Below are 25,919 nucleotides of genomic sequence, written 5' to 3'. Positions count from 1 at the left end.
GTAGAATTATTAAAGGTATTAATATAAATAGGAATTTGAGGTGGTGCAAATGGATAAATTTCAAAGAGGAATTGTTGTAATAGCTTTTGCTTCATTAGCAATATATGTATTTATTTCAATGGTTAATATTGAAAAATCTTCTAATTGGATAAAGTGGTATCATCAAATGAATATAGAGGAACAGAAAAAATATGATCCTAAAATTGCTATATGCCGTTTGAAAAAAGTTCTTGTTATGATATCAGTAGTTGGTATAGCTGGATTTTTGTTATCATGGTTTATTAAACCTGCAATTTCAATTATAACGTTTGTAATCATTATAGCTATATTTGCTTTTTCTATTAGTTATATTGGACCAAAGAATTGTTTAATAGTAAAAAAGTAAGGTATAAAGAAACTAATATTTAGTAATCTGCATTTTAATAATTAAGGTGGGATTATAATAAGGATAATTTAATTATACGGTCTATGATGAAAAGTGACATAGAGATATGTCACTGCTCAAAGAATGTATATAAAACGAGGATATATTCCTTATGGTACAGGAGTTTGGTATAGTGGAAAACAATTGCAACCATACTCAAAATGCAGAAATGATGATGATCTAACACTGTATTTTCTAAAGTCTTTAAAAGATTAATATTAGTGTTAAATATGAATATTTTTTAAATATGGTATTATTCGGAAATGAATTTTATATAATAATGAAAGGCAAAATAAAGATTATTTATTTGTGTTAGAATATCGCTAAAGGAGGTATAAAATGAAGTTTGAGATTACTGATGAAATTAAAAAACAAGATGAATATGTTATTTTTCAAGGTTTATTACAATATAATCTAACGAAAATTGAAGATAAGAATCCAAAGGATTTAGGCGTGTACTTACAAAATGAAACAGGCAATAAAATTGCGGGTTTAATTGGAAGTACACATGGTAATTGGTTGTTTATAAAGTTTCTATGGGTAAGTGAAGAATTAAGGGGACATAATATTGGAAGTAATATTTTAAATGAGGCAGAAAAAACAGCAAAAGATCGTGGTTGCAAGTATTCGTTTTTAGATACTTTTAGTTTTCAAGCACCTGAATTTTATAAAAAGCATGGATACAAGGAAGTGTTTGCATTAGAAAACTATCCTGTCACAGGAAAACGCTATTATTTTACTAAAAATCTTTAAATGTAAAGATAAAATCCAATTTGTTAATAAACTTAAAAAGTAAATACAAAATAATAAATTTATGATAATACTGTATTACTCAAAGGGAATGTACAGTATTTTTATGTTGTAATACAAAAAGGCAACATAACTTTTAAAATTTTGGATATGAATAATATTCTTCGAACATTGGATAATGTTATATTTAATATCATAATTTGAAAATAAGATAATTTTAAGTAAAAATTATTTATAATATAGATAAAAAGGAATTTGTAGTGGGGGGGAATGATATGCCAAAACTGATTATTATTAGAGGAAATTCAGGTAGTGGAAAAACTACTCTTGCAAAGAATTTACAAAAAAGATTTGGAAGAAATACCATGGTGATTTCACAAGATGTTGTTCGAAGAGATATGCTTATGGAAAAAGATGGGATTGATACAAAAGCATTGCCACTTTTGATTGAACTACTAAAGTATGGACGACAAAATTGTGAAGTTGTAATTTTAGAAGGAATTTTGAACGCAGAATGGTATAAAACACTATTTGAAACTGCGATATTAGAATATGGATCAAATATTCATGCATATTATTATGATATACCTTTTGAAGAGACAGTCAAAAGGCATAAAACGAAACCAAATTGCAATGATTTTGGTGAAGATGATATGCGAAGGTGGTGGAATGAAAAAGATTATATAAGGATTATTCATGAGGTTACATTTACTTCTGAGGTAAGCTTGGAAAAAGCCGTTGAACTCATATCATATAATGTTGTAAGCAGATAATTTACATAGCAATAAATAGGAATTTACTAATTAGTTAAAAAGTAAAAATTAAGAGTGAAAAGTTAATGAATAAATTCAGCAAAGCTGAATTTGAATATATTTAAACAGAAATCCTTTAGGATTTCCACCTTAACTCTTCACTCATATACAAATTCCAATTTAAGATTGAGTAATATAAATAAAAATTTGTTGCGGATTCTATGGAACATAAGTAACATATATACAATATTCAAAATATTATAAAAATATATTAATAAAGACAAGGAGATAGCTGGTATGAGGGTATATTTAGATTTTTAAGTATGGGATTATCTTAACAAGAATGCGAAGTTAAAGAATAATAACAGCTTAGTGATACTAACACTAATTTTCTAATGCTGGGTTTTCGCTTTTTTATATACATATAATAAATATTATGTTATTATATGTATATAATGGTATGATTATGGAAGGTGGAATGTCGTTCATCTTAGTGCTAAATAATCGCATAGCATAAGACGCACGGAGAAGTAGAATAAAATCATTAAATTAAATAAGTTGGTGTACTGATTTTAAATAATTAATTGTTAACAATTAATTATTTAGTAATGGTTTATTTGTGATACCAATATGTTTATTTGTGATTTTATGTTTACTCTCAAGGCGAGATTTTCAACCTTTTTAAGGTAAGTCGCAGAGTAAATCTGCGACTTTTTTATTTTATGGAGAATTATACTATTATATTAATTTTAGATATTATAAGGAGATGGAACTATGTTTAATGAACTTAAAAAATATACAAAAAAACCAAAACTATATGATCCAAGCACAAATAAATTTTGGGATGATGAACATATCTCTAAAGGTATGTTATCAGCTCATCTAAATCCTAATTGGGATGCGGCAACTCGTAAACATGAATTTCTTGGTAGATCAGTAAATTGGATCTCAGAAATTGCGCCATCGTCTCAGTATAAGCTATTACTAGATTTAGGATGTGGTCCTGGATTATATGCAGAGCGATTTAGTAGCGCTGGATATTCTGTTACAGGGGTGGATTTTTCTAAACGTTCCATTTTATATGCAAAGGAACAAACAGTACTTAATAAAAGCAATATCGAGTACCATTACCAAAACTATTTGACAATTGATTATAAAGAACAGTTCGATATAATAACATTGATATATTGTGATTATGCAGCGTTATCAATTAAGGATAGGCTTATTTTATTAAGAAAAGTATATCAAGCATTAAAGCCAAAGGGAAAATTTATTTTTGATGTATTTACACCGCTTATGAGAAAAGATGAAAGTTGCTCATGGGAATATTGTTCAGAGGGTGGATTTTTTAGTGAAAAGCAGTATATTTGCTTAGAATCTGTATATCAATATGATGATGAAGATAATACAGAATTAAGGCAGGCTATTGTAATAACCGAAGAAACTGTAAATTGCTATAATATATGGGACCATTTTTTTACTAAAGAAGTACTGCTATCAGAAATTCAGAACATAGGCTTCAATTCATTTGAATTTTATGGCGATATTGCTGGAAAGGAATTTTCAGATACAGGAGAAACTATTTGTGGTGTTTTTACAAAGTAGAATCTTCATAATAATATAAATATAATCTGTACTTGAATTATTAGGTAATCTTAAAACAAAAAATCGTACTTGGTGATGATACGATGAAGGGTATCTTTGGAGAACCAAAATCGAAATAAATCTTTAAAATATTTTAATTAATCTAATATTATTAAACATATTAGTGGTGTATGCTATATTCTATTCAAGTATTAGAGGTAGATGAAAAATTAGGAAACTGAAAGGTTTCCTTTTTCTTTTGGAGAAAATATTGTACAATTATTACATTAAAAGTGGATGTATTTTATATAGAGATAGATATTATAATTATGGATATAGGAGAAATTATGAGTAGAGGGCTAGGGGATGTTTATAGGTTATTAGTCATTGAAGATGATAAAGCTATTTATGCATATTCAGGAGAGAATTTTAGTTTTCCATATGATAAGGAACTTACACGTTCATAGGATGGACGTATTGAAATATTGCCCTCAGCATTTGAGGATATAGACTCATATGATTTGGTTGAGAAATAAAAAGTAAAAAAATTGTAAAATAATACCATTATGCTAAAAAAACTTGTATGGAGTTGATATTTTAGCAATTAGAACTGTAAGTCATATTTTAAGAAACTATAGAGAAACATATGAAATACCAAAAGAAGGTTATTGGATTGTATAAATTTTACTATTAAGGGTGTAAAAGTTTTTAACGATGTGAAGAAATTATAGGGGGAATAGTATGACAATAAAACCTACAGTAGAAAAGATAGATATTCTATGTGAATCAGATATATTATTTAAAATCACTAATGGACAAAGCAAGCTTAAGATTAAGTATGTAAAAGATATAAATAACAACATAAAAGTAGCATATTACTTAAATAACATTCCACTTATACTATACAATTCGGAATATTGTCCAACTTGTTCAACAATGATTGCATTGGCAGAGGGCAGAGAAGAAGTTGATGTGGAGATTATAAAAAATCTTGATAACCTAAATAGTATTAATGGACTAGAAGATGGATTTGAGAAAATTAAATCTATACTAAGCCTATTAGAAGATGGGTATTATGTATTAAAAGAAATAGAGTTTTATCCTACAGATGGAGATGATAACTTCTTTTGGAGATTAGATAATAGCGCTAATCATATTGCAGCAAGTGCTTATTTTTATCATGGGGAATATGGGACTATTGTTGCAGAACCAAAGTTTTTATTACCTTCACAAGGGACTAATGTATATGATAGTGACAGAGTAGAATATTATAGAAGAAAAATAAGGAACAATGAGGTTTTATACGGACTTGCAATAGATTTTAGAGGGGCATTGGGATTATTGCTTGATGGACATCATAAAGCAACTGCCTCTTATTTAGAAGGAAAACCTATTAAATGTTTAACAATAATGAATGTATTTCCATATGAAAATTATAATACAAAAGAAAGCGGAATAAATTATGGTATTAATAATGCGAAGTATTCTGAAATTAAAGGTTCTGAAGAAATTATAAAATTTTATGATAAAAAAAGAGATATGAAAAAAGAAATAGTGTATGAAGAGGTTTATTTAGAAGATAAATATTATAAACCTATAAATATTGATAAGCTTAAAGTTAAGTTTCCGAGTTATGAGTATTATGCTTTATCTAATATTGCAGAAGATACTTCTGAGGAGAAAATTAAAGCGTTATTAAGGTATAGAAGTATAGATAATTGTGATGAGTTAAGAGAAGTTTTTTATAATTTAAGAGTTCATAATGAAGAAAGAGCTAGAATTTTAAGCTTTTCTATTTTAAATTCTGATATGTTTAATGTACTTTGGGAAGAGTGTATATTATTTTTATCACGATATAAGGATGATGAAGTCCAAGATTTATTTGTAACTTTATTAGTTGAATATGATAGCTTTACTTTTGGATATGATGTAATTAGGGATATTATAGATAATTATTTTAGAGAATTATAGAGCTTTAAAATGTTGACTTACAATTAAAACTAATCCATATTTAACTAGTAAAGTTGACCCACCTAGGGAATATAATTTATTTTAGTCTTTGAACAGAAGATTAGGGGGAGCAACGTTAAATAGTAATCTAGGATAGATAGGCTATAAAAGTCTATCTTATTTTTTATAAAAAATAAGATTAAAACTTGAATTTAAAATCATGTTAATTATATTGTATATGGGAAGGTCTAAATTTTTTTACTTACGATACGATGAAGCATATCATAAGTAATCTTAGATTTAAAGTTAGACATAAATAGGAATTTAACATTAAGGTAAAAGGTAAGAGTGAAGAGTGAAAGAAACTCTCTAAGTTTCAAAAAAATAGCAAGAGGATAATGTTTACTATTTATTTATACATTAACATGTTCTGTTTTATTAAAATTAAAATGAATAAATTCTGTAAAACCGAATTCTAATATGCATTAAAAGAAATCCTTTAGGATTTCCACCTTAACTCTTCACTTTTCTCTCTTACTTCTTAACTCATATACAAATTTCAATTTTAAAAAAGATTAAAGGATATAATTTAGGTTACTATATCCTTTAATCAATTGTTTTTATGGCTATTGTCTTAATTCATAATATCTACTATATCTAAAATAACTAAATCTATTCTTTCATTTGCATCTATAATATAATCTGCTTCTTTTTTGTAGTTTATTATTTTTAGGTTTTCAACTCTAGCTTTATAAGATTCTAAGCTTTCATTTCTACCTTTCATTCTTGCTTCCATAGTTTTTATTGACACATCTAAATATATTGTAACTACTTGATTTTTAAAAGTTTCTTTAAGTTTTCTTGCCCCATCATCATCAATTACTATAATTCCATGGGATTCTTCTATGGATTCCTTTATTGAAGTAAAGGATGTGCCATAATAATTACCAAAGTTTTGTACGTATTCTAAAAACTTATTTTCTAATATTTTTTCTTCAAATTCTTGTTTTGTATAAAAATAGTAATCAACGCCTTGAAATTCATTTTCTCTTGGACATCTTGATGTTGATGTTATTACTTTTTTAAATTCTTTTTTATATAGTAAAGTCTTTGCCTTTTTAAAATTTTCTATCATAAGCTTTTGTGTTTCTAAATCAGCTTTGTTTAATATTTTATCAAATCTTGATATATCTCTATTTACTATAAAATTTGATATTAATGTTTTTCCTGCTGCTGAAGGACCAACTAAAACAAACAATCTATTCATACTTACCTCTATATTCTTAAGTTTTATATATTATATAATAACGTTCTATTTATTCCATTGTAAAGTTGAAATTTTAGTTATACATATAAATTCACATGTATCACCTTCTAATAATATTGAGATCACACTAGAAATGCTGTTAATGATGGTATAATAGTAATTATTAAGGAATTATTACCATATGATTGGGGAAGTTAATAAATTCTTTTAAAATTAAATATAAGAGGGGGAGATAAAATGAGAATACAAACTGAACGATTAGAGCTTATTCCGTTAATGCCTAATCAATTAAAATTATGGATTGAAGATATTAAAGAACTTGAAAAAGAATTAGAGTGTTATTATAAGGCAGAACCAATGGAAGGATTTTTTTTTGAAATAGTAAAGGGACAATATGAAATAACTCAAAATGACCCTAATAATTATTTGTGGCATAGCTTTTTTTTCTTAGTTCGTAAGGAAGATAGGGTTGTGGTAGGCTCAGCAGATTTTAAAGATATTCCTAATGAAAATGGTGAAGTTGAGATTGGTTATGGGTTAGGTAAAGAGTTTGAACATAATGGTTATATGACAGAAGCTGTAAAAGCAATGTGTCAGTGGGCATTAAAGCAAAATGATGTTACAAGCGTAATTGCTGAAACAGATTTAGATGGGTTAGCATCTCAAAGAATTTTAGAACGTTGTGGATTTAAAAAATATAAAGAAGAAGAAACTCTTTGGTGGAGGTTATAAATAAAATATAATATAGGCTAATTGTACAAGAAAAATCATATATTAAGTGATATGATTTTTTTTATTAGGTTAAATATTTGGGATGGGGATGATCGATATATGATAGAACTAAAGTTTGAATTAGCACAAAAAGAGCATTTAGATTGTATAGTGTCTATGTTTACAAATGCTATTAATGAAATGAAGAGAAATGGTATTGATCAATGGGATAGTATATATCCAGATAGAAAAGTAATTGAGAATGATATAGAAAAGAAACAATTATTTGTAGGTACATATGAATCTATAATTACATCTGCATATGTGATAAATCAAGAATGTGATGAGCAATATTTAAATGGCAGGTGGAAATATCTTAATTCTAGGTATTATGTAGTTCATAGATTATGTGTTAACCCAATATTTCAAAATAGAGGAATTGGAATGAAAACAATGATTCACATAGAAAATGAGCTTAAAAAGATGGGAATAGATACAATTAGATTAGACGCATTTACTTTGAATCCATATGCTTTGAAGATGTATAAAAGATTAGGTTATTCAACGGTTGGAATTGCAAATTGGAGGAAGGGAAAGTTTTATCTTATGGAGAAAAGAATTAAGGATAGTAAATTATAAGATTTTAATAAACTTATAAAGTTTAAAATATGGTAAATTAAGGTTTTCTCAAGAGGAAGTGTTGTGATGAAAAATATTTTGTTTTTATGTGGTCCAAATGGCATAGGAAAAACTACTATTTGCAAAGAAATTATTAAACAATTACAAAATTCAGCTTATGTTGATTCTGATTCGTGTAGAATTATGAATCCATTTGTTTTAAATGATGATACCATACCTACAATTGCAAAAAATATTAGTGATTTAATTATAAATTATTTAAAGTGTCCAACTGTTAATACTGTCATTTTTTCATATGGTTTTCATGGAAGAAGAAAAGAAGTATTTCAAAAAGTTTTAGTAGAAATATCTCAAATAGAACATAAATTTATTCCATTCTTACTTTGGTGTAGTGAAGAGGAAAATGTAAATAGAATGAATATTGACAATAGAAGTGCCGAACGTATGCAAAGAGCTTTGAATGAATCAAGAAAAGCTTTTGAATATGTAACCTATCCTAAAATAAATATAACTAATTTATCTGCTGTGGAAGCTGCAAAGAGAATAATTACGGAAATAACATAGCAAAATGGTATTAAAAATTTATGTTAATTTAGAATATAAAATAAAGAATAGTACCATAAGTAAATGAGGCTTTTACTAAAATTGGATAATTAAATATTAGAAATAATAGAAGGCATATAAAATCTTCAACATTATATTGAGGGTGAGTATATATATTCCTATGAGATATGGGAATGGGAATAATTGGGGGCTGAAAAATAATACAAGAAAAGAATTAGAGATACGGAATCTTAGTATTTATAATGATTTCATATTTGGTATTAGTAGAAAAGTGTTAGTCGAAAGATATTCTTTATATAAAAAGAGTATAGAGAGAATAAATTTAAAAGAAAAATCAAAAATATGAAATTTTAGTGAGTCATAAAAAAGCAATTATGGCTCATTTTTATTTAGTATTAAATTTTAAGGTTTAATTTGAAGATATGAATGTTGTAGTATATTACTAAAGGAATTACTATTTTATGGATATGAGGAGCTGGTGAGAATGTTAGAAAAGGTTACTGAAAGAATTTATTATTTGCTAAATGATAATACTAATGAACGTCCTGCATTAGGGCTTGTTAAGGGAGATGAATCTTGCTTAGTTATTGATGGAGGTAATTCGATTAAACATGCGGAAAAATTTTTAAATGAGATTAAGGATATGAATTTACCACCAATAGATTATGTTGTTGCAACACATCATCATTGGGATCACATATTTGGATTATCAAGGTTTGATGCTATAAAGATAGCAAGTAATAAAACTTATGAATTAGCAAAAATGTATTGGGGAATAAAGACAGATAATGATTCGTTAGAAGATGCTAGGAGGAAGAATATTTTTGATGAGTTAGAGATAAAAATGGTAAAGGATAACTTGCAAAATGTTGATATTTTAGAAGAAATAAAATTTGATTTATTATTTGATGGTGAATTAGAAATAAATCTTGGAGGAATAACATGTTTAGTAAAGGAAATTATTAATCCACATAGAGAGGATGGAACTATAGTATATGTACCACAAGAAAAAACATTGTTTTTAGGTGATTCAACATATGGTTGTATAAAAGAAGGTAAAGGTTATTTTAATAGAAAAAAATTAGTATCAATGATGGAAGAAGTTAAAAGTTATGATGTTAATTATTATTTATGTTCACATGAGTCAATTTGTGATAAAGAAGAAATTATATGGTATTTCGATAAGCTAAACATGGGCTTAGAGATTACACAAGGATTAAATAATAGACAAGATGTACTTAATAGATTTAAAGAAGTATATAATGATGAACCATCACAAGATGATTTATTCTTCTTAGAAAGTATTTACGAATAATCATTATGAACCTAATGCAACCGTAAGGAAAAGTAAATTAAAGATAAGATAGTTAAAGCTTAAAAAACCTCATTTGTAATAAATACGGAGAAGCGCATCTGTGGAGAACCAAAATTAATAGAAAAATTTATTTAAAATTAAGTATAAAGTTTTAAAAGAACAACTGAATTTATTTCAGTTGTTTTTATTATATCTAGAAAAAATATATTTTCAACTTTTAATATAGAAATTTTAAGTTGATTTGCTAAAAATAAAATTATTACTAATTTAAAGAGAGTAAATCAATATAACAATATAAAAAGTGCATGTAAATGATATGAAATGGCTGATAAAGAATTATTTTATAAAAACAAATAATAGAAATATACAAAGTTTGAGTAGATATAAGTGTATGAAATGCAAGTATAAAGACAGAGGATATTCATAAAAGTATGCAAAAAACTTTAACTTCTAATTCTATATTAGATTTAGATAAATATTCAATTAGTGAAACTTGTTTTGAAAAATTAAACAGAACAACTCTTTTATAAAAAGGGATTATGTAGATTATAAATAGGAATTAACAATTATTTAGCAGTATTAGCTTTAAAAGTAGCATTTATAGTGTTTAATACTGCAATTCCTTATTCCGTAATGAATAAGCGAAAGGATTTACTTGAAAATTTGATGAAACAAAAGAATAAGTAGAAATTCTCAGATAAGTTTTTATAAAATCTTATCTGAGAATTTGTTAATGGGTAAGAAGTATGTATACTGTCTAAAAATTAATAAAGGAGATGGTATATTATGAAGAAAGATATAAATAAATTGGGAGTTAGATGATAAAAGCCAGAATTTAAATAAACTCTAAATTGACAGAAATAAATATAAGTAATATGTAATAATATTGTTAGAAGGATATTATTTCAGAAATAAATCTGTAGTATTTTTTATTTTTTAATTATTAATACATGGTATAATATGTATTAATATATATTATTTTACATAAAAATATATATTAATATTAAGAAAGGAGAGGATGGCTATGAATTCATATAAATTTATATATCTTAGAAAAATTAGGAGGGTAATTATATTTTAACCTTCCTACAGATAGGGGGATGTAATGAGCAATAATAAAAATGAAGTACTTATTGTATTGACAGAACAATGGAATGATTGGGAAGGGAGTTATGCTATTGCAGTTTTAAATTCTTTTTCAGATTATGAGGTTAAAACAATTGCAATTGATTATGCTCCGAAAAAATCAATGGGTGGTATTAATGCTTCTATTGACTATGAGATAGGTGATTATGAGAATTTTAATAATCTTGCTATGGTTATTCTACCAGGTGGACTTTCATGGGAAGAAAATGAATATATAGAAATTGCAAATTTTATTAAGAAACTTATAGGATTACACATTCCTGTGGCCGCTATTTGTGGAGCAACTACTTTTTTATGCAAACATGGGTTACTTAACAATGTTAAACATACAGGAGACAGCTTAGAATTATTTCAACAGCAAAAAGAATATAAAGGAGAGGCATTTTATATTCCAGCACAGATAGTTATTGACAATAAAATTATTACTGCAAATGAAACTGCTGCTGTTGAATTTGCTTATGAGATTTTTAAAATATTAAAGATTGACAGTGACGAAGAACTGGTGCAATGGTATGATAACTTTAAAAATGGTGCAATTCAATAGAATATTAATAAAATAATATAGATAAATTCCAAATTTATACAAGAATAAACTTGGACAATCTTAACATTTATTTTTATATAAAAAATAAACAATATATTAAAATACCACAAAATTTATAAATGAATTTTGTGGTATTTTTATGTAAGAATTAAAAAATAGTATTTAGTATTTTACAATGACATAAGAGTCAGTCAAGATTTAAACATAATTTATAAAGCACATCAAATCAAAACCACAACGCTGTACGTGAGAAATTAATCTTGTATAATATCTTTTAAATATAATGTAAATTAAGAAATACATACTTTTAAGGTTTAAATAATACTGTATTTACAAAATATGTTATAATTAATTCATAATAAGGTAATGTTAAGTAAATTTTACTTGTATGAGAAATGAAGATAAATAGGAATTTAACAAGAAGTGAAGAGGTAAGAGTGAATATAGTAAATTCTAATTTGAAAGGAGTAAAATAATGGATTTTATAGAAATTATGAAACAAAATAAGGAGTATTGTTTAAGGCATACAGATATGCCTTCAGAATTACAGCAAAAGGCTAAGGAATTATGCTGGAAATATAATCAGACTGGACCTTCTGAAAGGGAAAAGAGAAGTGATATTTTAAAAGAATTGCTTGGAACATATAATCCACTAACATTTATTGAACCATCATTTCGTTGTGATTATGGTTTTAATATACATACTCATGGACTTACTGTAATTAATTATAATTGTGTAATATTAGATACATCTCCAGTATATATTGGTGCAAATGTATTTATAGCACCTGGAGTTTGTATAGCTTGTTCTGGACATGCGATACTTAAAGCACAAAGAGCAGAAGGAATAGGAACGTCAAAACCTATTACAATAGAAGAGGATGTATGGATTGGTGCTAATTCTACTGTATGTGGTGGAGTTACTATTGGAAAAGGTAGTATTATTGGAGCGGGCAGTGTGGTAAGTAAAGATATTCCAGCAGGAGTAATTGCAGTAGGTAATCCTTGTAAAGTTATGAGAGAAATTACAGAGGAAGATAGAATTAATTTACCCAACTAGTAGTTTAAATTCAAAGTGATAAAAAATTTGAAAATAAATTAAAAGAAAAATATGTTGCGGCTAATTTAAAATATTATCAAAATTCAAATTAAATTGGAGGTGATATATTTGAATGAAATATTAAGTTTTATAGCAAGTATGGGGGAATTAACTATGTTTATTACACCATTAACATTAGTTATAGGTATTATTAATGCCATAAAAAAACCTAAGGAACAATCTAAAAAATATACAGTTATGGCAGTAATAAGTGCTTACTTAGTTATTGTACCAATAATATATAATTATAATTAATAAAATATATATTTATGAAAAAGGGTGATAGTTATGATTAGGCTTATAGAACCAAATAAAAAGTACTTAAAATCATATATTGAAGCATATGATGAATATGAAAATAATAATGTTCAAACATATGCCTTTGATGATGCACGGTCTTATGATATATTTTTAAAATATGATAATTACAAAAATGAGAAGAACTTGAAACCAAACAGGGTTGGTGCTAATTATTTTTGGTTAGTTGATGATGAAAAAGAATTCTTTATAGGTGAAATTAGCATTAGACATAAACTTACAGATGAATTACTAAAATATGGAGGTCATATAGGCTACGGCATTCGTTATTCTGAATGGAACAAAGGATATGGAACTTTTATGCTCAAATTGGCATTAGAACAAGCAAAAATCATGGGAATTTCAAAAGTTTTAATTACTTGTGATGATGATAACTTTTCTTCTGCTAAAATAATGGAAAAAAATCATATGGAACTTCAAGATAAAATAGGGAATATTATAGATGGACAGAAAGTAATAACAAGAAGATATTGGAAGAGTTTATAAGCATTGAAATTCAATTTGTAAAAAAGTAAATATAAAAAAACATATTACAATACCGTATTATTCACGTGAATATACGGTGTTTTTTAATATTAAATTATCATTTTAATTGACAATGGAAATTAAAAAGTGAATATTAAAATTGGGCTTCTAATGTAGGCGAGAATTCATTCTTGCAAAATACTATTTTATATCATTTTTAAATGTATTCCAATACAAAAACACCAAGACTGAAGTCTCGGCTACGAGGATAATTAAATAAAATACCTAACAATTGTAGGCGAGAATTTATTCTTGCATAATGTTAATTTCCAAATTTCAATACTCCAACTTAATTTATAACCTATTTGGGACTGACTTTGCTTGTTTATGTAAATATGTTATTTAAAATGGAAGTGTACTATGAATAGATAATTATCATATGATAGGTCCGTCCCTCTTGTTGATTAATATATTTTAAAATTTGAACCAATGAAATATAGCAAGGATACAGTACCGCCAAGGTTAAAACCTCAGCTACGAAGAAAATCTAATCAAAAACCAACATTTGTAGGCGAGGTTTCAACCTTGCATAACGTTATTTCATATTATTTTTTAAATGTATTCCCATATAAAAAACACCAAGACTGAAATCTCGGCTACGAGAATAATTAAATAAAATTCACACTCTTTATAGGCTAGAATTTATTCTTGCATAACGTTAATTTCCAAATTTCAATACTCCAACTTAATTTATAATCTATTTGGGACTGACTTTGCTTGTTTATGTAAATATGTTATTTAAAATAGAAGTGTACTATGAATAGGTAATTATCATATGATAGGTCCGTCCCTACTGTTGATTAATATATTTTAAAATTTAAACCAATGAAATATAGCAAGGATACAGTACCGCCAAGGTTAAAACCTCAGCTACGAAGGTGTTATAGTTTTTAGGTATTTCTATTTTAAATATTAGGAATGAAATGAATAATATTCACCAGCACTATTCACTTTTCACTCTTACTTTTTACTTGGTTCCAAACATGATATCAGAATAAACTGTAAGCTAAATAATATTATTTGATAAATATGTTATTTAAACTTCGAACTTGGAACTCAGTAATCATAATAGTCTTAACTTTTAGGTTAAAAAAGGTTATACTTATAAAGTGTACATAATTTGTATAAATGTGTAGAAAAAAGAGGTGGAGTAAATGTATTTTGATGTATTAAAAGAGGTAAGTGATGTACTAAATTCTTTGAATATACTATGGGCAGTAGGTGGTTCTTTAGTGCTTTATAATAATGGAATATGGGATAAGCCTAAGGATATAGATATATTAATAAATTTTAAAGATGCCTCAAAAGTAAAAGATATTATGGATTTAAAATATGAGAGATTAAATTTAGAGTATAAAGCTAGTTTTAGAACTAAAGAATTTTTTGGATACGTTATTAACGGTATTAACATTGAGTTTATGGCGGATTTTACTATAGTTACTGATGATGAAAAAGAATATAACTTTTTATTAGATGATGAAGCTGTAGTAGATAAAATGAATGTAAATGAAACTTGTGTTAATGTAACTTCATTAGAGGATTGGTTTGTTTGTTATGCATTAATGAAAGATCCAAAAGGAAGAATACCCATAATAAAAGAATATTTTAGTAAAAATGAAATACAACATAAAAATTTATTTGAAAGAAACTTGAAAAGAGATATTCCTAATAATATAAAAAAAGAAATAATTAACTTACTTGAAAGGAAATAGTAATATATATGAAAGAATTAGATTTAGAAACTTGGAATAGAAGAAAACAATTTGAACTTTATAAAAATATGGATTATCCACATGTAAATGTTTGTGCTAATGTTGATATAACAAAGTTTTATGAATATATAAAAGAGAAAGAAAAACCATTTTTTATTTCATTTGTTTATGTAGTATCTAAGGTAGCAAATGAAATTAAGGAATTTAAGTATAGAATAAGAGGAAATTCTGTAGTTGAACATGAAACTGTAAATCCATCTTTCACAATTATGGGACAAGATGATGTATTTAATTTCTGTTCTACTAAATTTACATATAATTTTAATGAGTTTGTATTAAATGGACTTAATGAAATTGAGAAGAAGAAAAATGTAGTAGAGCTTGAAGATGATGAAGTTAGTGATAATTGTATATTTATGACTAGTATTCCATGGGTATCATTTACAAGTATGAGCCATCCAATAGATATGAGTCCAGTTGATAGTATTCCAAGAATTGCTTGGGGAAAATATTTTAAAGAAAATGGTTCTTTAAAAATGCCATTATCAGTACAAGCTCATCATGCAGTAGTTGATGGAATACATATTGGAAGATATTTTGAAAGAATTGAGGAAATATTAAATAATCCAAAGGATAATTTATAAAATAAAAAGTATTCAAAAAATTAACAGTTTATTAACATAAAATGGTTGACATGTAAAATGGAAAGATATAAACTAATAAATGTAAGTAAAATATATAAAATTTTTGAAAGGAGTTAGGAATAATGATTAAAACAAATATAACAGTTAAAAGAATACAATTTAATAATGAGAAAAATAAATCATCAGTTCTATCTCTAAGTAAAAATATTTATAGTATATAATTTATAAGTAAGTATATATATTAAGTATGTTGATAATAGAGCATAGCTGAATGGCTATGCTTTTTTTATGCAATTAAGTATAAAAAAATTAAAATAGTCAAGTATTTATATAGATATTTAGTTAGTAATAATTTTATATGCTATAAAATCTACTTTCAGAAGGGAGTGACAGACAAAAGCAAAGTTACAAATTAACAAAAATAAGTAAAATGAATTTAGTAAAAGAACATTAGAAAAAGAAAGAAAAGGTGAAAGAAATGAAAGATAATTTAAATCAAGCAAAAAAAGAATACAAACAATACATCGAAAGCTACAAAAGTAGAGAACAAATATTAAATAAAAAGAAATACTCTAAAGAAGCAATGATGATGAATGTATTAACTAAACCAATGTAATATTACAAGGAGCGGCAATAAAATGTATTTAAGCATAAGTATTAATTCTAATATAATTGCAGACAATGAATATGAAAAAGAATTCGAGATTTGGAATTCTAAAGAAGATAATTTAAGAGGCAATTATAAAAGCAGAATTAATGAATTAACACAATTTAAAATTGAACAAAATGCAATAAAGTAAATTTGAGAGGGGATTAGAAGTTATGAAACTTATAATAAAATTAGAAAATAGAGTTAGTATAAAATGTACAAAAAATATACTAATTGAAACGTGAAACATTTTAATTTAATTCAAAGCTATTTAAATTTAGGGAGTAATTTGATTAGAAATTAGGGAGTAACACAAAAAACGATTTTAGGGAGTAAAAATTTAGGATATCAAAACAATCTGTATCGTAAGAGATTGTTTTAAATTTAGAAAATCAAGATAGGAGAATATCTTGATTTTCTTTTCATAGAATACTTTAAGGTGAGATAATATTATGTTATTTTTATAACTTTAATAAAAAAGGAGGACAAGTTATGAAAGATGTAGAAATAACTGTGTGTAAAGAGTATGATATTGAGGCTTTATGCAACTTTGAAAAGGAAGCAAGAGAAACTGAGAAAGATATCTGGGGATGGAATTTTAATGAAGAAGATTACATTAATAAATTAAAAATGTTAAAGATTGATGATATGGAAAATACAAAAATAATAGTTGCTAAATATAAAGATAAAATTGTAGGTAGATGTGATATATCTATTAATTTTACATTAGTAGATTTTAATAAAACAGGTTATGTAGATTGGATATATACATTAAAGGATAATCGTTGCATGGGTATAGGGAAAAAGCTTTTAAGGGGAGCAGAAGATTATTTTAAATCTAAAGGTGTATCTAGTTTTTATTTATTTACAGCATCTAATAATGAAGCGCAACAATTTTATCATAGACAAAATGAATTAAGTATTACTAAGGAAGAAGTAGCAAAAAGAATTTTAATTTAAAATATATATTTTGGAGGAGATTTTATGGCATTGCATTTAGGAAAAGTAAATAATGAGGAAGCAAAAAAAATTTCAGAATGGATTTATGAAAAGCCATATGAAATATATAACATTGAGGGAAAACAAAGTTGTATAGATGAATTTGTAAATGACTTATATTTTTCATTTTTAGATGAAGATGACGAAATTTTAGGATATTTTTGTTTAGGAAAGGCAGCTCAAGTTCCAGGGGGGAACAAATTAGGAATTTATGATGAAGAATGTGTTGATATTGGCTTAGGACTTAGACCTGATATGTGTGGAAAGGGACTAGGAAGTAGATTTTTAATAGAAGCTATAGAATTTGCAACTAATCAATTAAGTGCAAAGAAATTTCGTTTAACAGTAGCATCATTTAATAAACGAGCTATAGGAATGTATAAAAAAATTGGATTTAAAAAAATTAATTCATTTAAAAAGGTTGAAGGTAATATACAAAGAGATTTTGATGTTATGATTTTAGAATAATTATATTCTAATTAATAACTAATGTTTATGAAGGGACGTCGAATAATTATGGAAGAAAAGTTTATATGTTTAATTGCTATGTTTGATGAAGATACAAACAAAAAATTTAAATTAATAAATGATGAATTGAAGAAAAATGGATTAAGTGACACAAGTTTAACACCACATATAACATTAGCAGCATATGAAGGTGTAGAAGAAAAAGAACTTTGTGATTATATAGAAAAGATTTGTAGTGAAAATAGTAAGGTGGAAATAAATTTTAATCATATGGGTCTATTTTCTCTAGAAGTTGCATTTTTAGCACCACAAGTTTCAGAGGATTTAATAGATTTACATTGTAAAGTTCATGAAAAGTATGAAGATAAATGTGGTGAAGTTGGGTTTAAGTATACAGTTAAATCTAAAAGCTGGGTTCCACATGCTACTATTATTATTGATGATAATGAAGAAAAAATTTTAAAATCATTACCTATAATAAATAAAAATTTTGAGCCGTTTAAAGGTAAAATAGTGTCTCTTGGATTGTATGAGTTTTATCCAATGAGAGAAGTTAAAGTTTTTAAGTTCATGAAATAAATAGAAATGAGGTATTTCTATGGATAATGAATTAATTTTAAAAAAAGTTTTTTCAGAAGATGATTTTAAGTATTTTTCTCAAGTGTTTTTTAATGAAGATGTAATGGTAATGAATTATGGAAGAGTATTCACTTTAGAGGAAGCAAAAAAATGTTATAAAGGTATACTTAAAAATAGTTTAAAGTATAATGAATTAGGAAGTTTCAAAGTTTTTATAAATAATACTGAGGAGTTTATTGGTATTTGTTCACTTAATATTAATGAATCTTTAGATGAAGTTGAACTAGAATATTTATTATTACCACAATATTGGAGAAATGGATATGGAACAGAAATTGTAAGGGTTTTATTAAATAGATGTAAAAAGATGACATCTGTAAAAAAAGCCAGTGCTATAATAGATCCTAAAAATATAGCATCTAGAAAAATATTGGATAAATATGGATTTAAGTCAGAAAGTATCTTTAGAATAGATGATGGATCATTGGCAGAAACTTTAACCCTAATTGTAAATTAAAAATTTAAAAATGTTAATTTTGGAAGGGGAATAAAAGTGATAATTAGAAAAGCCATAATAAATGATGCTAAAGAAATTGCAAAAGTTCATGTAGATACTTGGAAAAGTGCATATAAGGATATTATATGCAATGAGTATTTAGAAAGATTGTCATATGAAAACAGAGAAAAAAGTTGGAAAAGCATGTTAGATAATGATATGGGCTTAAGAATAATTTATGTAGCTGAAGAGGAAAATGAAACAATAGTTGGTTTTATATCAGGTGGTTATGAAAAGAAAGACACTGAGATTAAAAATGCAGAGATTTATGGATTTTATGTTTTAAAAGATTATCAAAATAATGGTATAGGAAAAATGTTATTCAAAAAGATATTAGAAAGTTTCAACAAATTAAATTTGCAAAGTGTTTCTTTATGGGCTTTAAATGATAATTATGGTGGTCGTAAGTTTTATGAATCAAATGGTGGAATTAAAGTTAATGAAAAAGAAATAACTATTGGGAATGAGAAGTTAAAAGAAATACAATATTTATTTAAAAATATTAAAGATATAATCAATATTTTTTAAAGGAAAAATAATATTGTATTATAGTATATATCAAAGAGTTTAAATATATAAAACTTAGGAGGAAATTTATGAATTATAAAGAGTTTGTAAGAGAAGATTTGGAGAAGGTTGTTCATTCATATATTAAGGCATTTAATAAAGAGCCTTGGAATGATAAGTGGACTTATGAAACTGCATTTAAAAGACTTAGTATGACAATGAATACACAAGGATTTTATGGTTTAATTGCATCAGAAAATAATGAATTTTTAGGTGTAATTATTGGTAATGAAGAAATTTATTATGATGGAATGAATTTTAATATAAAGGAATTTTGGACAAACTCTGAGGTGGAAAGTAGAGGTATAGGATCTAAGCTTTTAGAAGAATTAACCAAAAGACTTAAGGAAAAAGATATAAGAAACATTACATTATTTACAACTAGAGATGATAAAGCAGAAGGCTTTTATGAAAGAAGAGGATTTAAAACTATAAATAATATAGTTTATATGGAAAAAAATATATAATTAAGAATTAATATTTGAAAATGGAGGGTATGATTTGAGAATTAGAAGCATAAATATTGATGAAGTTGATAAATATTCAAAAATTAGTATGGTTGATAGTGAGGCTTTTAAAGACAGTTTATTATTAGATATTAATGATGATATAGTTAAACTTAAGTGGTGTTATGTTTTAGAGGATGAGGGGAAATTCATTGGAAGAATAGTTGGGGGATCATTTGATGATAATTTTCAAATTTTAAGAATTAATATTTACGAACGTAGAGATGATATTAGAGAAAAGTTTTTAAAATATGTTATAGATGACGTAAAGAGTCAGGGATATGATAGTGTAGAGGCACATCTTTACTCAGATAATGTACAGTTTAAAAATTATAAAAATATGTTTTTAAATGTGGGATTTAAAATAACACAAGAAAAATATAGCTATCTATGGGATAAAAGTAACATAAGGGAAGTTAAAAGTTTAAGTAAAGGTTTAAATTTTAAAACATTAAAAGAAGTTGGCGAAAAAGAATATGTAAAAGCTATAGAAGCTGTAACAGAGAATACATTAGATAGAGATGATATAGAAAATGTTAAAACACTAGGAAAAGAAGCAGCAGCACAAAGATATTTTAATGAGCTTAAGGAAATTGACTTTAATGAGGAATGGTGGAAGTTAGCTTATAAAAATGAAAAATTAGTTGGACTTATAATTCCACAAAAGTTTAATGATAAATATGGGGCAATAAATTATATAGGTGTTGTGAAGAATGAAAGAGGAAAAGGATATGTAGATGATTTATTGACAATGGGAAGTAAAACCTTAAGTGAAGCTGGAATACAAAAAATTATAGGAGATATTGATGTTAATAACTTTCCTATGGAAAATAGTTTAAAAAGACAAGGTTACAAACTAAGTTGTAATATGCGTGTTTTAAAATTAGAAATGTAATATGGATTGGAGTAAACAATATGAATCATTTAGGAACTGTAAAAATAGATACAGATAGACTTATATTACGAAAATTTAATATGGAAGATTCAAGTGCTATGTTTAGTAATTGGGCTAATGATGAAAATGTAACTAAATTTCTAACTTGGAAGCCTGTTAAATCTATAGATATAGCAAAAGATATTTTGACACAATGGGTTGATAGTTATTCTGATCCTAAATTTTATCAATGGGCTATTGTATTAAAAGAAAATCAGTTAGAGCCTATTGGAACTATTAATGTTGTTCATATGAATGAAGAAATTAATATGGTTCATGTTGGATACTGCATAGGTAAAAAATGGTGGCATATGGGGATTACAACTGAGGCATTTAATGGAATAATTCCATTTTTAATTGAAGAAGTTGGTGTTAAACGTATAGAATCTCGTCATGATCCAAGAAATGAAAATTCAGGTAAAGTAATGATAAAATGTGGATTGAAGTTTGAGGGGACATTGCGAAATGCAGATATAAATAATCAAGGAATTTGTGATGCTTGTATATACTCACTTTTAAAAGATGAATATTATACTAAAAAGTAATTATTTTAAAATTAAATATTATGGATAGGAGTTAATATGGTAAGAGAGTTTATAGATGATGATTTAAATGAAATTAATAGGATTTTAAAAGATGAATGCTTAATAAGTGATGAAGAATTTAAAGAATTTCAAAAAAGATTAGAAAATAAAACCAACACTACTTTTGTTTATGACGAAAATGGTATAAAAGGATTTATAGAACTTAATAAAACATCTACAGAATTTAATAAGTGGTCAATAAACATATATGTTTTAAAAAATAGTAGAAAAAGTGGTATAGCAAGTTTATTATATAAAAAAGCATCTGAATATTTAAAAAATGAAAAAGCAAATTTAATAACTATATCATTTAGAAAAGATATTGAAGATTCCACAGAGTTTTTTAAAAAGCTAGGATTTAAAACTTGGTTTTCTTGTTATGATATGAAATATAATGGAACTAAACAAAGTAAATCAAGTTTAGAGTTTAAAAACTATGAAGATAGGTATTTTGAAAAATATGAAAAACTAGGTGGAGAATGTTTTTATGAGCTTAGAAAAGCAAATGATATTACTCCATATAAATCCATAGATATTAGTGATGAAAATAGAAAAAATACTTTGAAAAGAAAAGATAATATATATTACAGTTGATAGTGAAGATGAAATAATAGCAAGTGTATTTATGGAAAATGGAATTATAGATTTTGTAATGGTTAATTCTAAGTATCAAGGAAATGGATACGGAAGAGAAACTATGAAATTTGCTATAAATAAATGTATTGAAAGAGGATATGACTCTATTGTTTTAGGTGTGGTTAAATGGAATCAAAAAGCTTTTAAGTTATATAAATCATTGGGATTTGAAAAAATAGAAGAAACTCAATTTTTAAGACAATTTATGGACAAGGAGTAAGAGTGTTGATGGAAGAGTATAATAAATTTTTAATATGGGGAACTAAATGTAATTGTGGTAATCAGTGTAGTATACTTCAAAATGAACATCACCCTTGGGATGAAACGGATTTTAAAGTAAAGTTAAAATGTGAAAAATGCGGAAGTGAGTTAGTAGTAGATAAAAGTAGTGCTGAAATATTTTATAATAACAAGATATATGGGTATTATGAAAAACTTTATGGAAATGTTATTGATTTAGGCTGTGGTGGTGGATTTTTAAGTAGAAGATTGATAAGTAACAACTCAATAGAAAAAATATATGGTATAGATTTAGATGAAGATTGCGCTGAAGAATTGAAAGATGTAAGAAGTGAAAAATTCAAATTTATTAACTTAGATCTATGTAATTTGAGTGAACAATTTTTAGATAATAGTATAGATTTTTTAGTCAGTAGAGATGTATTTATGTTTATTGAAGATACAAATAAATACTTAGATGATGTAACTAAAATTGTAAAAAAAGAAATAAGACAAATGGGATGGTACATTGAATCAAATAGTAGAATTAAAAATAAATTGTCACCAAAGGAAATTAAAGAAGAATATGAAAAAAGAGGCTGGAATGTAGAACTGGAATATTTGAATTGGTATAAAGGTGGATATTTTATTAAAGCAAATAAATAAAAAAATAGAGCATATTACTTTACAAAAACTAATATATATTATATAATGAAAAGATAATATGTTTTAATAAAGAAAGGTTAGAAGTAGGTAAGAACAGCTAATGATATAATAAAAACTATAGAATCAATAGAAAAATTAAGCAATGTAGAAGTAAGAATATGGTATCTTAAACAAGATAAAAATATAATTAATGAGATAGATAGATCTTTGTCGCTAAAAGATCAAGCTAAACAAGCTCATTTTTTAAGAAATAAGTATAGAATGCAAGCCAGAAAAATGATGAAAGACAGGAAACTAGCTAAACATTTAAATGAAAACAACATTAATATGCCATTTGAGTATTACGAAACTAAGTATATGAAAAAAGGTTATAATGGAAAAGACCTTTATGAAAAGATAATACAATCTTCTACTAGAGCTAACAAGGAGGTAAATAGAGTGCTAGGATTAAACTAATAATAGTTTAATAAAAGCAATAATTACGCCTTGTTTTAAATCATGACATAGTGAATTTTACATTAAATTCACTTAACATAGGTTTATATAAATGGAATTATAAATATATTTTAATAAAATATTTAATATATAGATAAGATGTGAAACTAGGAGTTATAGATTCCTAGTTTTTTGTTATGTAGAAATTATCATAATGAAAAATTTAAAAACTAATTTGTGAAAATTAAATAAGAATACAATAAGAATTTCTAATCAACTTTCAATGAATAAGTTATTTAAATTTTTCATTAAGAAATTAAATGGAATATAAAAGTTTTGATTCAAATAGAGATAAAAATAAAATAAAGTATTTAATATAAAACGATATATTTTTAGGTATAATATTTAGCTTGTGAAGTCCAAAGTTCATAGTATTTTCCTAAAGTGTCACCTATAAGAGTTTCATGCGATCCATATTGAACAACAACCCCATCATTAAGAACACAAATATCATCACAAAAACGGCAAGATGATAATCGGTGTGAAATATATATAGCTGTATTATTTTGAACTATAGTATTAAACTTTGAGTATATATTAGATTCTGAAATAGGATCTAATGCAGCGGTGGGTTCATCAAGTATTATAAATTTCCCTTTTTTGTATAGGGCTCTGGCCATTGCTATTTTTTGAGCTTCTCCTCCAGAAATTTCAATTCCATTTTCATCAAATTCTCGATAAAGATAAGAAGTCAAATCATTTTTCTTTAGAAATTCAGAAAGACCTACTTTTATTAATGAATTTTTAACTTCATTTAAGTCATAATTTTTAGAAACAGCTACATTTTCTCCTAATGTAAGAGAAAATAATTTAAAATCTTGAAAAACTACAGAAAAAATATCTAAATAGTTATCATAATTATAGTTTTTTATATTCTCACCGTTAAGTAATATTTTACCTTCTGTTGGTTCATAAAGTCGTAAAATAAGTTTTATTAAAGTTGTTTTTCCAGAACCATTAACGCCTACAATTGCACACTTTTTACCAGAGTTAAACTTTAAATTTATATTTTTTAGCACATATTTATCAGTATCAGGATATTTGAAACTTACATTTTTAAACTCTATTTCAATTTTATTAGTATATATTTCTTTATTTAAAACTTTTTTAGTTTCAATATTAGTATTTAAATCCATGAAGTTAAATAATTTTTCTCTATAAGAATCTGAAGGAATAATGATGCTTAGGCTTTTAATTATTGATAGTGCATTTTTAAATATACTATTTATAGCACCAATGTAAAGCATAATCTCACCAATAGATATTGATCCATAAAATGCTTTCATACTTATAAATATAAAAATTATTACAGAAAGTACTCCATTCAAAAAATTAGATATTGTACTACCTTTACCTAAACTTGTCCAAAAATATGAAAACACATGATACATGTTTGATCTATAAACATCACCAGCATTTTCAGCAAGATCCATATCATATAGCCTTATGTCTTTTCCAGATTTGTAATCATAAATTATATCCATATATGAGCGAATGTATCTAAATACTTTTTTGGTATTTTGTGTTATAAAACTTCCAGCTTTTTTATTAAATTTAGAAACTGTAATAAAAGAGATTATATTAAGCAAAAGAAAAATAGTAATAAATATAATATTTATTGTTGTATTATTAATATTTTTAAATGTGAAATCTGATTTGAAAAATTCTAAAGAAAAATAAAATGAAATTAAAAAACCAAGTATACCTCCTATAAAGTCACCAATAGATTTTCCAAATGACGAAAGGTTATATATTCCATTTGTTTCAAGATGATTAAGTTCTACAATAGTATCTTGAAGGTATTCACTTTCTAACATGTCATAATTTAAGTCCATTAATTTTTTTGATTTCATCATACTATGATTTTTAGTTAATTTAAAATCATAGTAGTTACTTCTACTTTGAAAATATCCTTCAGATAACATCATGAATAAATTTACAAAAACCATATACCATACATATTTCATAACATAATTTGAAGACATGGTTATGGAAAGTGAATCGATAATACATTTTGAAAGATATAAATTTATAAAAGGTCTTATGGATTTTATAACATTAAATAAAATAATACATGGAAAATATTTAGATTCTAAATTTGAAAAATAATTTAAAAA

The 25,919-nt window shown here is 25.6% G+C and carries 33 protein-coding genes; 31 read left to right on the top strand and 2 right to left on the bottom strand.

Annotated features, from left to right (window positions below):
* The first annotated feature begins 49 nt into the window (after nucleotides 1-49).
* The 7 genes from BN346_RS04585 (at nucleotide 50) to BN346_RS04565 (ending at nucleotide 5,481) form a co-directional block, all read left to right on the top strand.
* A complete protein-coding gene (locus BN346_RS04585; RefSeq protein ID WP_034439960.1) occupies nucleotides 50-385 on the top strand; it encodes a DUF3784 domain-containing protein in 336 nt (111 codons plus the stop codon).
* Nucleotides 386-508: 123 nt separating this feature from the next.
* The gene (locus tag BN346_RS22185; RefSeq protein WP_278245491.1) at nucleotides 509-640 is read left to right on the top strand and encodes a hypothetical protein; all 132 of its coding nucleotides are present in this window, start codon (nucleotides 509-511) and stop codon (nucleotides 638-640) included.
* A gap of 123 nt (nucleotides 641-763) precedes the next feature.
* Nucleotides 764-1,177, top strand: a complete 414-nt coding sequence (locus BN346_RS04580; RefSeq protein ID WP_034439958.1) for a GNAT family N-acetyltransferase — start codon at nucleotides 764-766, stop codon at nucleotides 1,175-1,177.
* A 272-nt stretch (nucleotides 1,178-1,449) separates the two neighbouring features.
* The gene (locus tag BN346_RS04575) at nucleotides 1,450-1,947 is read left to right on the top strand and encodes a kinase (RefSeq protein WP_034439956.1); all 498 of its coding nucleotides are present in this window, start codon (nucleotides 1,450-1,452) and stop codon (nucleotides 1,945-1,947) included.
* Between the two features lie 753 nt (nucleotides 1,948-2,700).
* On the top strand, nucleotides 2,701-3,531 hold the full coding sequence (locus BN346_RS04570) for a class I SAM-dependent methyltransferase (protein WP_034439953.1): 831 nt from the start codon (nucleotides 2,701-2,703) through the stop codon (nucleotides 3,529-3,531).
* Between the two features lie 272 nt (nucleotides 3,532-3,803).
* Entirely contained in the window at nucleotides 3,804-3,977 is a 174-nt protein-coding gene (locus BN346_RS21525) for a hypothetical protein (RefSeq protein WP_158644448.1), read from the top strand.
* A gap of 274 nt (nucleotides 3,978-4,251) precedes the next feature.
* Nucleotides 4,252-5,481, top strand: a complete 1,230-nt coding sequence (locus BN346_RS04565; protein ID WP_034439951.1) for a hypothetical protein — start codon at nucleotides 4,252-4,254, stop codon at nucleotides 5,479-5,481.
* Between the two features lie 613 nt (nucleotides 5,482-6,094).
* Here BN346_RS04565 and BN346_RS20390 read toward each other — a convergent pair.
* On the bottom strand, nucleotides 6,095-6,727 hold the full coding sequence (locus BN346_RS20390; RefSeq protein WP_051540024.1) for a guanylate kinase: 633 nt from the start codon (nucleotides 6,725-6,727) through the stop codon (nucleotides 6,095-6,097).
* A gap of 237 nt (nucleotides 6,728-6,964) precedes the next feature.
* Here BN346_RS20390 and BN346_RS04555 point away from each other — a divergent pair, with 237 nt between their 5' ends.
* The 24 genes from BN346_RS04555 (at nucleotide 6,965) to BN346_RS04445 (ending at nucleotide 23,763) form a co-directional block, all read left to right on the top strand.
* Nucleotides 6,965-7,459 carry a GNAT family N-acetyltransferase gene (locus tag BN346_RS04555; protein ID WP_034439949.1) on the top strand — a complete coding sequence of 165 codons (495 nt, stop codon included), beginning with the start codon at nucleotides 6,965-6,967 and terminating at the stop codon, nucleotides 7,457-7,459.
* Nucleotides 7,460-7,558: 99 nt separating this feature from the next.
* Nucleotides 7,559-8,077 (top strand): GNAT family N-acetyltransferase, encoded by a 519-nt coding sequence (locus BN346_RS04550; protein WP_034439947.1) that lies wholly within the window; start codon nucleotides 7,559-7,561, stop codon nucleotides 8,075-8,077.
* A gap of 66 nt (nucleotides 8,078-8,143) precedes the next feature.
* The gene (locus BN346_RS04545) at nucleotides 8,144-8,641 is read left to right on the top strand and encodes an AAA family ATPase (protein WP_034439946.1); all 498 of its coding nucleotides are present in this window, start codon (nucleotides 8,144-8,146) and stop codon (nucleotides 8,639-8,641) included.
* A gap of 484 nt (nucleotides 8,642-9,125) precedes the next feature.
* Complete coding sequence (locus BN346_RS04535; RefSeq protein WP_034439945.1) at nucleotides 9,126-9,956, top strand: MBL fold metallo-hydrolase; 831 nt, start codon at nucleotides 9,126-9,128, stop codon at nucleotides 9,954-9,956.
* 1,105 nt (nucleotides 9,957-11,061) lie between these two features.
* Nucleotides 11,062-11,646 (top strand): type 1 glutamine amidotransferase family protein, encoded by a 585-nt coding sequence (locus tag BN346_RS04530; RefSeq protein ID WP_034439943.1) that lies wholly within the window; start codon nucleotides 11,062-11,064, stop codon nucleotides 11,644-11,646.
* Between the two features lie 475 nt (nucleotides 11,647-12,121).
* On the top strand, nucleotides 12,122-12,706 hold the full coding sequence (locus BN346_RS04525; protein WP_034439941.1) for a sugar O-acetyltransferase: 585 nt from the start codon (nucleotides 12,122-12,124) through the stop codon (nucleotides 12,704-12,706).
* 108 nt (nucleotides 12,707-12,814) lie between these two features.
* On the top strand, nucleotides 12,815-13,000 hold the full coding sequence (locus BN346_RS04520) for a hypothetical protein (protein WP_034439939.1): 186 nt from the start codon (nucleotides 12,815-12,817) through the stop codon (nucleotides 12,998-13,000).
* A 33-nt stretch (nucleotides 13,001-13,033) separates the two neighbouring features.
* Nucleotides 13,034-13,549 carry a GNAT family N-acetyltransferase gene (locus BN346_RS04515; protein WP_051540022.1) on the top strand — a complete coding sequence of 172 codons (516 nt, stop codon included), beginning with the start codon at nucleotides 13,034-13,036 and terminating at the stop codon, nucleotides 13,547-13,549.
* A gap of 1,193 nt (nucleotides 13,550-14,742) precedes the next feature.
* Entirely contained in the window at nucleotides 14,743-15,300 is a 558-nt protein-coding gene (locus BN346_RS04510) for a nucleotidyltransferase family protein (protein WP_034439937.1), read from the top strand.
* Between the two features lie 8 nt (nucleotides 15,301-15,308).
* Complete coding sequence (locus BN346_RS04505) at nucleotides 15,309-15,944, top strand: chloramphenicol acetyltransferase (RefSeq protein ID WP_034439934.1); 636 nt, start codon at nucleotides 15,309-15,311, stop codon at nucleotides 15,942-15,944.
* A 478-nt stretch (nucleotides 15,945-16,422) separates the two neighbouring features.
* On the top strand, nucleotides 16,423-16,560 hold the full coding sequence (locus tag BN346_RS21520; protein ID WP_158644447.1) for a hypothetical protein: 138 nt from the start codon (nucleotides 16,423-16,425) through the stop codon (nucleotides 16,558-16,560).
* A 22-nt stretch (nucleotides 16,561-16,582) separates the two neighbouring features.
* Nucleotides 16,583-16,744 (top strand): hypothetical protein, encoded by a 162-nt coding sequence (locus tag BN346_RS21515; RefSeq protein WP_158644446.1) that lies wholly within the window; start codon nucleotides 16,583-16,585, stop codon nucleotides 16,742-16,744.
* Between the two features lie 341 nt (nucleotides 16,745-17,085).
* Nucleotides 17,086-17,553: a GNAT family N-acetyltransferase gene (locus tag BN346_RS04500; RefSeq protein ID WP_034439932.1), complete on the top strand. Its 468-nt coding sequence runs from the start codon at nucleotides 17,086-17,088 to the stop codon at nucleotides 17,551-17,553.
* 24 nt (nucleotides 17,554-17,577) lie between these two features.
* Complete coding sequence (locus BN346_RS04495; RefSeq protein ID WP_034439930.1) at nucleotides 17,578-18,060, top strand: GNAT family N-acetyltransferase; 483 nt, start codon at nucleotides 17,578-17,580, stop codon at nucleotides 18,058-18,060.
* A gap of 48 nt (nucleotides 18,061-18,108) precedes the next feature.
* Nucleotides 18,109-18,639 carry a 2'-5' RNA ligase family protein gene (locus BN346_RS04490; protein ID WP_034439928.1) on the top strand — a complete coding sequence of 177 codons (531 nt, stop codon included), beginning with the start codon at nucleotides 18,109-18,111 and terminating at the stop codon, nucleotides 18,637-18,639.
* A gap of 19 nt (nucleotides 18,640-18,658) precedes the next feature.
* Nucleotides 18,659-19,156, top strand: coding sequence for a GNAT family N-acetyltransferase (locus tag BN346_RS04485; RefSeq protein ID WP_034439927.1), 498 nt, complete (start codon nucleotides 18,659-18,661; stop codon nucleotides 19,154-19,156).
* Between the two features lie 36 nt (nucleotides 19,157-19,192).
* Nucleotides 19,193-19,723, top strand: a complete 531-nt coding sequence (locus BN346_RS04480; protein WP_034439925.1) for a GNAT family N-acetyltransferase — start codon at nucleotides 19,193-19,195, stop codon at nucleotides 19,721-19,723.
* A gap of 68 nt (nucleotides 19,724-19,791) precedes the next feature.
* Nucleotides 19,792-20,229: a GNAT family N-acetyltransferase gene (locus tag BN346_RS04475; protein ID WP_034439922.1), complete on the top strand. Its 438-nt coding sequence runs from the start codon at nucleotides 19,792-19,794 to the stop codon at nucleotides 20,227-20,229.
* A 34-nt stretch (nucleotides 20,230-20,263) separates the two neighbouring features.
* Nucleotides 20,264-21,163: a GNAT family N-acetyltransferase gene (locus BN346_RS04470; protein ID WP_034439920.1), complete on the top strand. Its 900-nt coding sequence runs from the start codon at nucleotides 20,264-20,266 to the stop codon at nucleotides 21,161-21,163.
* A 20-nt stretch (nucleotides 21,164-21,183) separates the two neighbouring features.
* Nucleotides 21,184-21,747: a GNAT family N-acetyltransferase gene (locus tag BN346_RS04465; protein WP_034439918.1), complete on the top strand. Its 564-nt coding sequence runs from the start codon at nucleotides 21,184-21,186 to the stop codon at nucleotides 21,745-21,747.
* Nucleotides 21,748-21,783: 36 nt separating this feature from the next.
* Nucleotides 21,784-22,380 (top strand): GNAT family N-acetyltransferase, encoded by a 597-nt coding sequence (locus BN346_RS04460; protein ID WP_034439917.1) that lies wholly within the window; start codon nucleotides 21,784-21,786, stop codon nucleotides 22,378-22,380.
* A complete protein-coding gene (locus BN346_RS04455; RefSeq protein ID WP_158644450.1) occupies nucleotides 22,361-22,642 on the top strand; it encodes a GNAT family N-acetyltransferase in 282 nt (93 codons plus the stop codon). Before BN346_RS04460 ends, BN346_RS04455 begins: the two co-directional genes overlap by 20 nt.
* An 8-nt stretch (nucleotides 22,643-22,650) precedes the next feature.
* Nucleotides 22,651-23,307, top strand: coding sequence for a class I SAM-dependent methyltransferase (locus BN346_RS04450; RefSeq protein WP_034439913.1), 657 nt, complete (start codon nucleotides 22,651-22,653; stop codon nucleotides 23,305-23,307).
* A gap of 207 nt (nucleotides 23,308-23,514) precedes the next feature.
* A complete protein-coding gene (locus tag BN346_RS04445) occupies nucleotides 23,515-23,763 on the top strand; it encodes a hypothetical protein (protein ID WP_242838392.1) in 249 nt (82 codons plus the stop codon).
* Nucleotides 23,764-24,134: 371 nt separating this feature from the next.
* Here BN346_RS04445 and BN346_RS04440 read toward each other — a convergent pair whose 3' ends face one another.
* Nucleotides 24,135-25,769 (bottom strand): ABC transporter ATP-binding protein, encoded by a 1,635-nt coding sequence (locus tag BN346_RS04440; RefSeq protein WP_158644445.1) that lies wholly within the window; start codon nucleotides 25,767-25,769, stop codon nucleotides 24,135-24,137.
* Between the last annotated feature and the right edge of the window lie 150 nt (nucleotides 25,770-25,919).

This window comes from Clostridium ihumii AP5 (assembly GCF_000612845.1).
Classification (GTDB): Bacteria; Bacillota; Clostridia; order Clostridiales; family Clostridiaceae; genus Clostridium_J; species Clostridium_J ihumii.
This window is presented reverse-complemented; position numbering and strand designations above follow the sequence as displayed.

Coding starts and splice junctions, on each gene's coding strand:
- BN346_RS04510 (WP_034439937.1), top strand. CDS start 14,743: ATGTATTTTGATGTATTAAAAGAGGTAAGTGATGTACTAAATTCTTTG.
- BN346_RS04460 (WP_034439917.1), top strand. CDS start 21,784: ATGGTAAGAGAGTTTATAGATGATGATTTAAATGAAATTAATAGGATT.
- BN346_RS04475 (WP_034439922.1), top strand. CDS start 19,792: ATGAATTATAAAGAGTTTGTAAGAGAAGATTTGGAGAAGGTTGTTCAT.
- BN346_RS04500 (WP_034439932.1), top strand. CDS start 17,086: ATGAAAGATGTAGAAATAACTGTGTGTAAAGAGTATGATATTGAGGCT.
- BN346_RS21520 (WP_158644447.1), top strand. CDS start 16,423: ATGAAAGATAATTTAAATCAAGCAAAAAAAGAATACAAACAATACATC.
- BN346_RS04545 (WP_034439946.1), top strand. CDS start 8,144: ATGAAAAATATTTTGTTTTTATGTGGTCCAAATGGCATAGGAAAAACT.
- BN346_RS04555 (WP_034439949.1), top strand. CDS start 6,965: ATGAGAATACAAACTGAACGATTAGAGCTTATTCCGTTAATGCCTAAT.
- BN346_RS04580 (WP_034439958.1), top strand. CDS start 764: ATGAAGTTTGAGATTACTGATGAAATTAAAAAACAAGATGAATATGTT.
- BN346_RS04450 (WP_034439913.1), top strand. CDS start 22,651: ATGGAAGAGTATAATAAATTTTTAATATGGGGAACTAAATGTAATTGT.
- BN346_RS04565 (WP_034439951.1), top strand. CDS start 4,252: ATGACAATAAAACCTACAGTAGAAAAGATAGATATTCTATGTGAATCA.
- BN346_RS04515 (WP_051540022.1), top strand. CDS start 13,034: ATGATTAGGCTTATAGAACCAAATAAAAAGTACTTAAAATCATATATT.
- BN346_RS04505 (WP_034439934.1), top strand. CDS start 15,309: ATGAAAGAATTAGATTTAGAAACTTGGAATAGAAGAAAACAATTTGAA.
- BN346_RS04585 (WP_034439960.1), top strand. CDS start 50: ATGGATAAATTTCAAAGAGGAATTGTTGTAATAGCTTTTGCTTCATTA.
- BN346_RS04490 (WP_034439928.1), top strand. CDS start 18,109: ATGGAAGAAAAGTTTATATGTTTAATTGCTATGTTTGATGAAGATACA.
- BN346_RS04535 (WP_034439945.1), top strand. CDS start 9,126: ATGTTAGAAAAGGTTACTGAAAGAATTTATTATTTGCTAAATGATAAT.
- BN346_RS22185 (WP_278245491.1), top strand. CDS start 509: ATGTATATAAAACGAGGATATATTCCTTATGGTACAGGAGTTTGGTAT.
- BN346_RS04550 (WP_034439947.1), top strand. CDS start 7,559: ATGATAGAACTAAAGTTTGAATTAGCACAAAAAGAGCATTTAGATTGT.
- BN346_RS04575 (WP_034439956.1), top strand. CDS start 1,450: ATGCCAAAACTGATTATTATTAGAGGAAATTCAGGTAGTGGAAAAACT.
- BN346_RS04525 (WP_034439941.1), top strand. CDS start 12,122: ATGGATTTTATAGAAATTATGAAACAAAATAAGGAGTATTGTTTAAGG.
- BN346_RS04485 (WP_034439927.1), top strand. CDS start 18,659: ATGGATAATGAATTAATTTTAAAAAAAGTTTTTTCAGAAGATGATTTT.
- BN346_RS20390 (WP_051540024.1), bottom strand. CDS start 6,727: ATGAATAGATTGTTTGTTTTAGTTGGTCCTTCAGCAGCAGGAAAAACA.
- BN346_RS04495 (WP_034439930.1), top strand. CDS start 17,578: ATGGCATTGCATTTAGGAAAAGTAAATAATGAGGAAGCAAAAAAAATT.
- BN346_RS04530 (WP_034439943.1), top strand. CDS start 11,062: ATGAGCAATAATAAAAATGAAGTACTTATTGTATTGACAGAACAATGG.
- BN346_RS21515 (WP_158644446.1), top strand. CDS start 16,583: ATGTATTTAAGCATAAGTATTAATTCTAATATAATTGCAGACAATGAA.
- BN346_RS04570 (WP_034439953.1), top strand. CDS start 2,701: ATGTTTAATGAACTTAAAAAATATACAAAAAAACCAAAACTATATGAT.
- BN346_RS04440 (WP_158644445.1), bottom strand. CDS start 25,769: ATGAAATATGTATGGTATATGGTTTTTGTAAATTTATTCATGATGTTA.
- BN346_RS04465 (WP_034439918.1), top strand. CDS start 21,184: ATGAATCATTTAGGAACTGTAAAAATAGATACAGATAGACTTATATTA.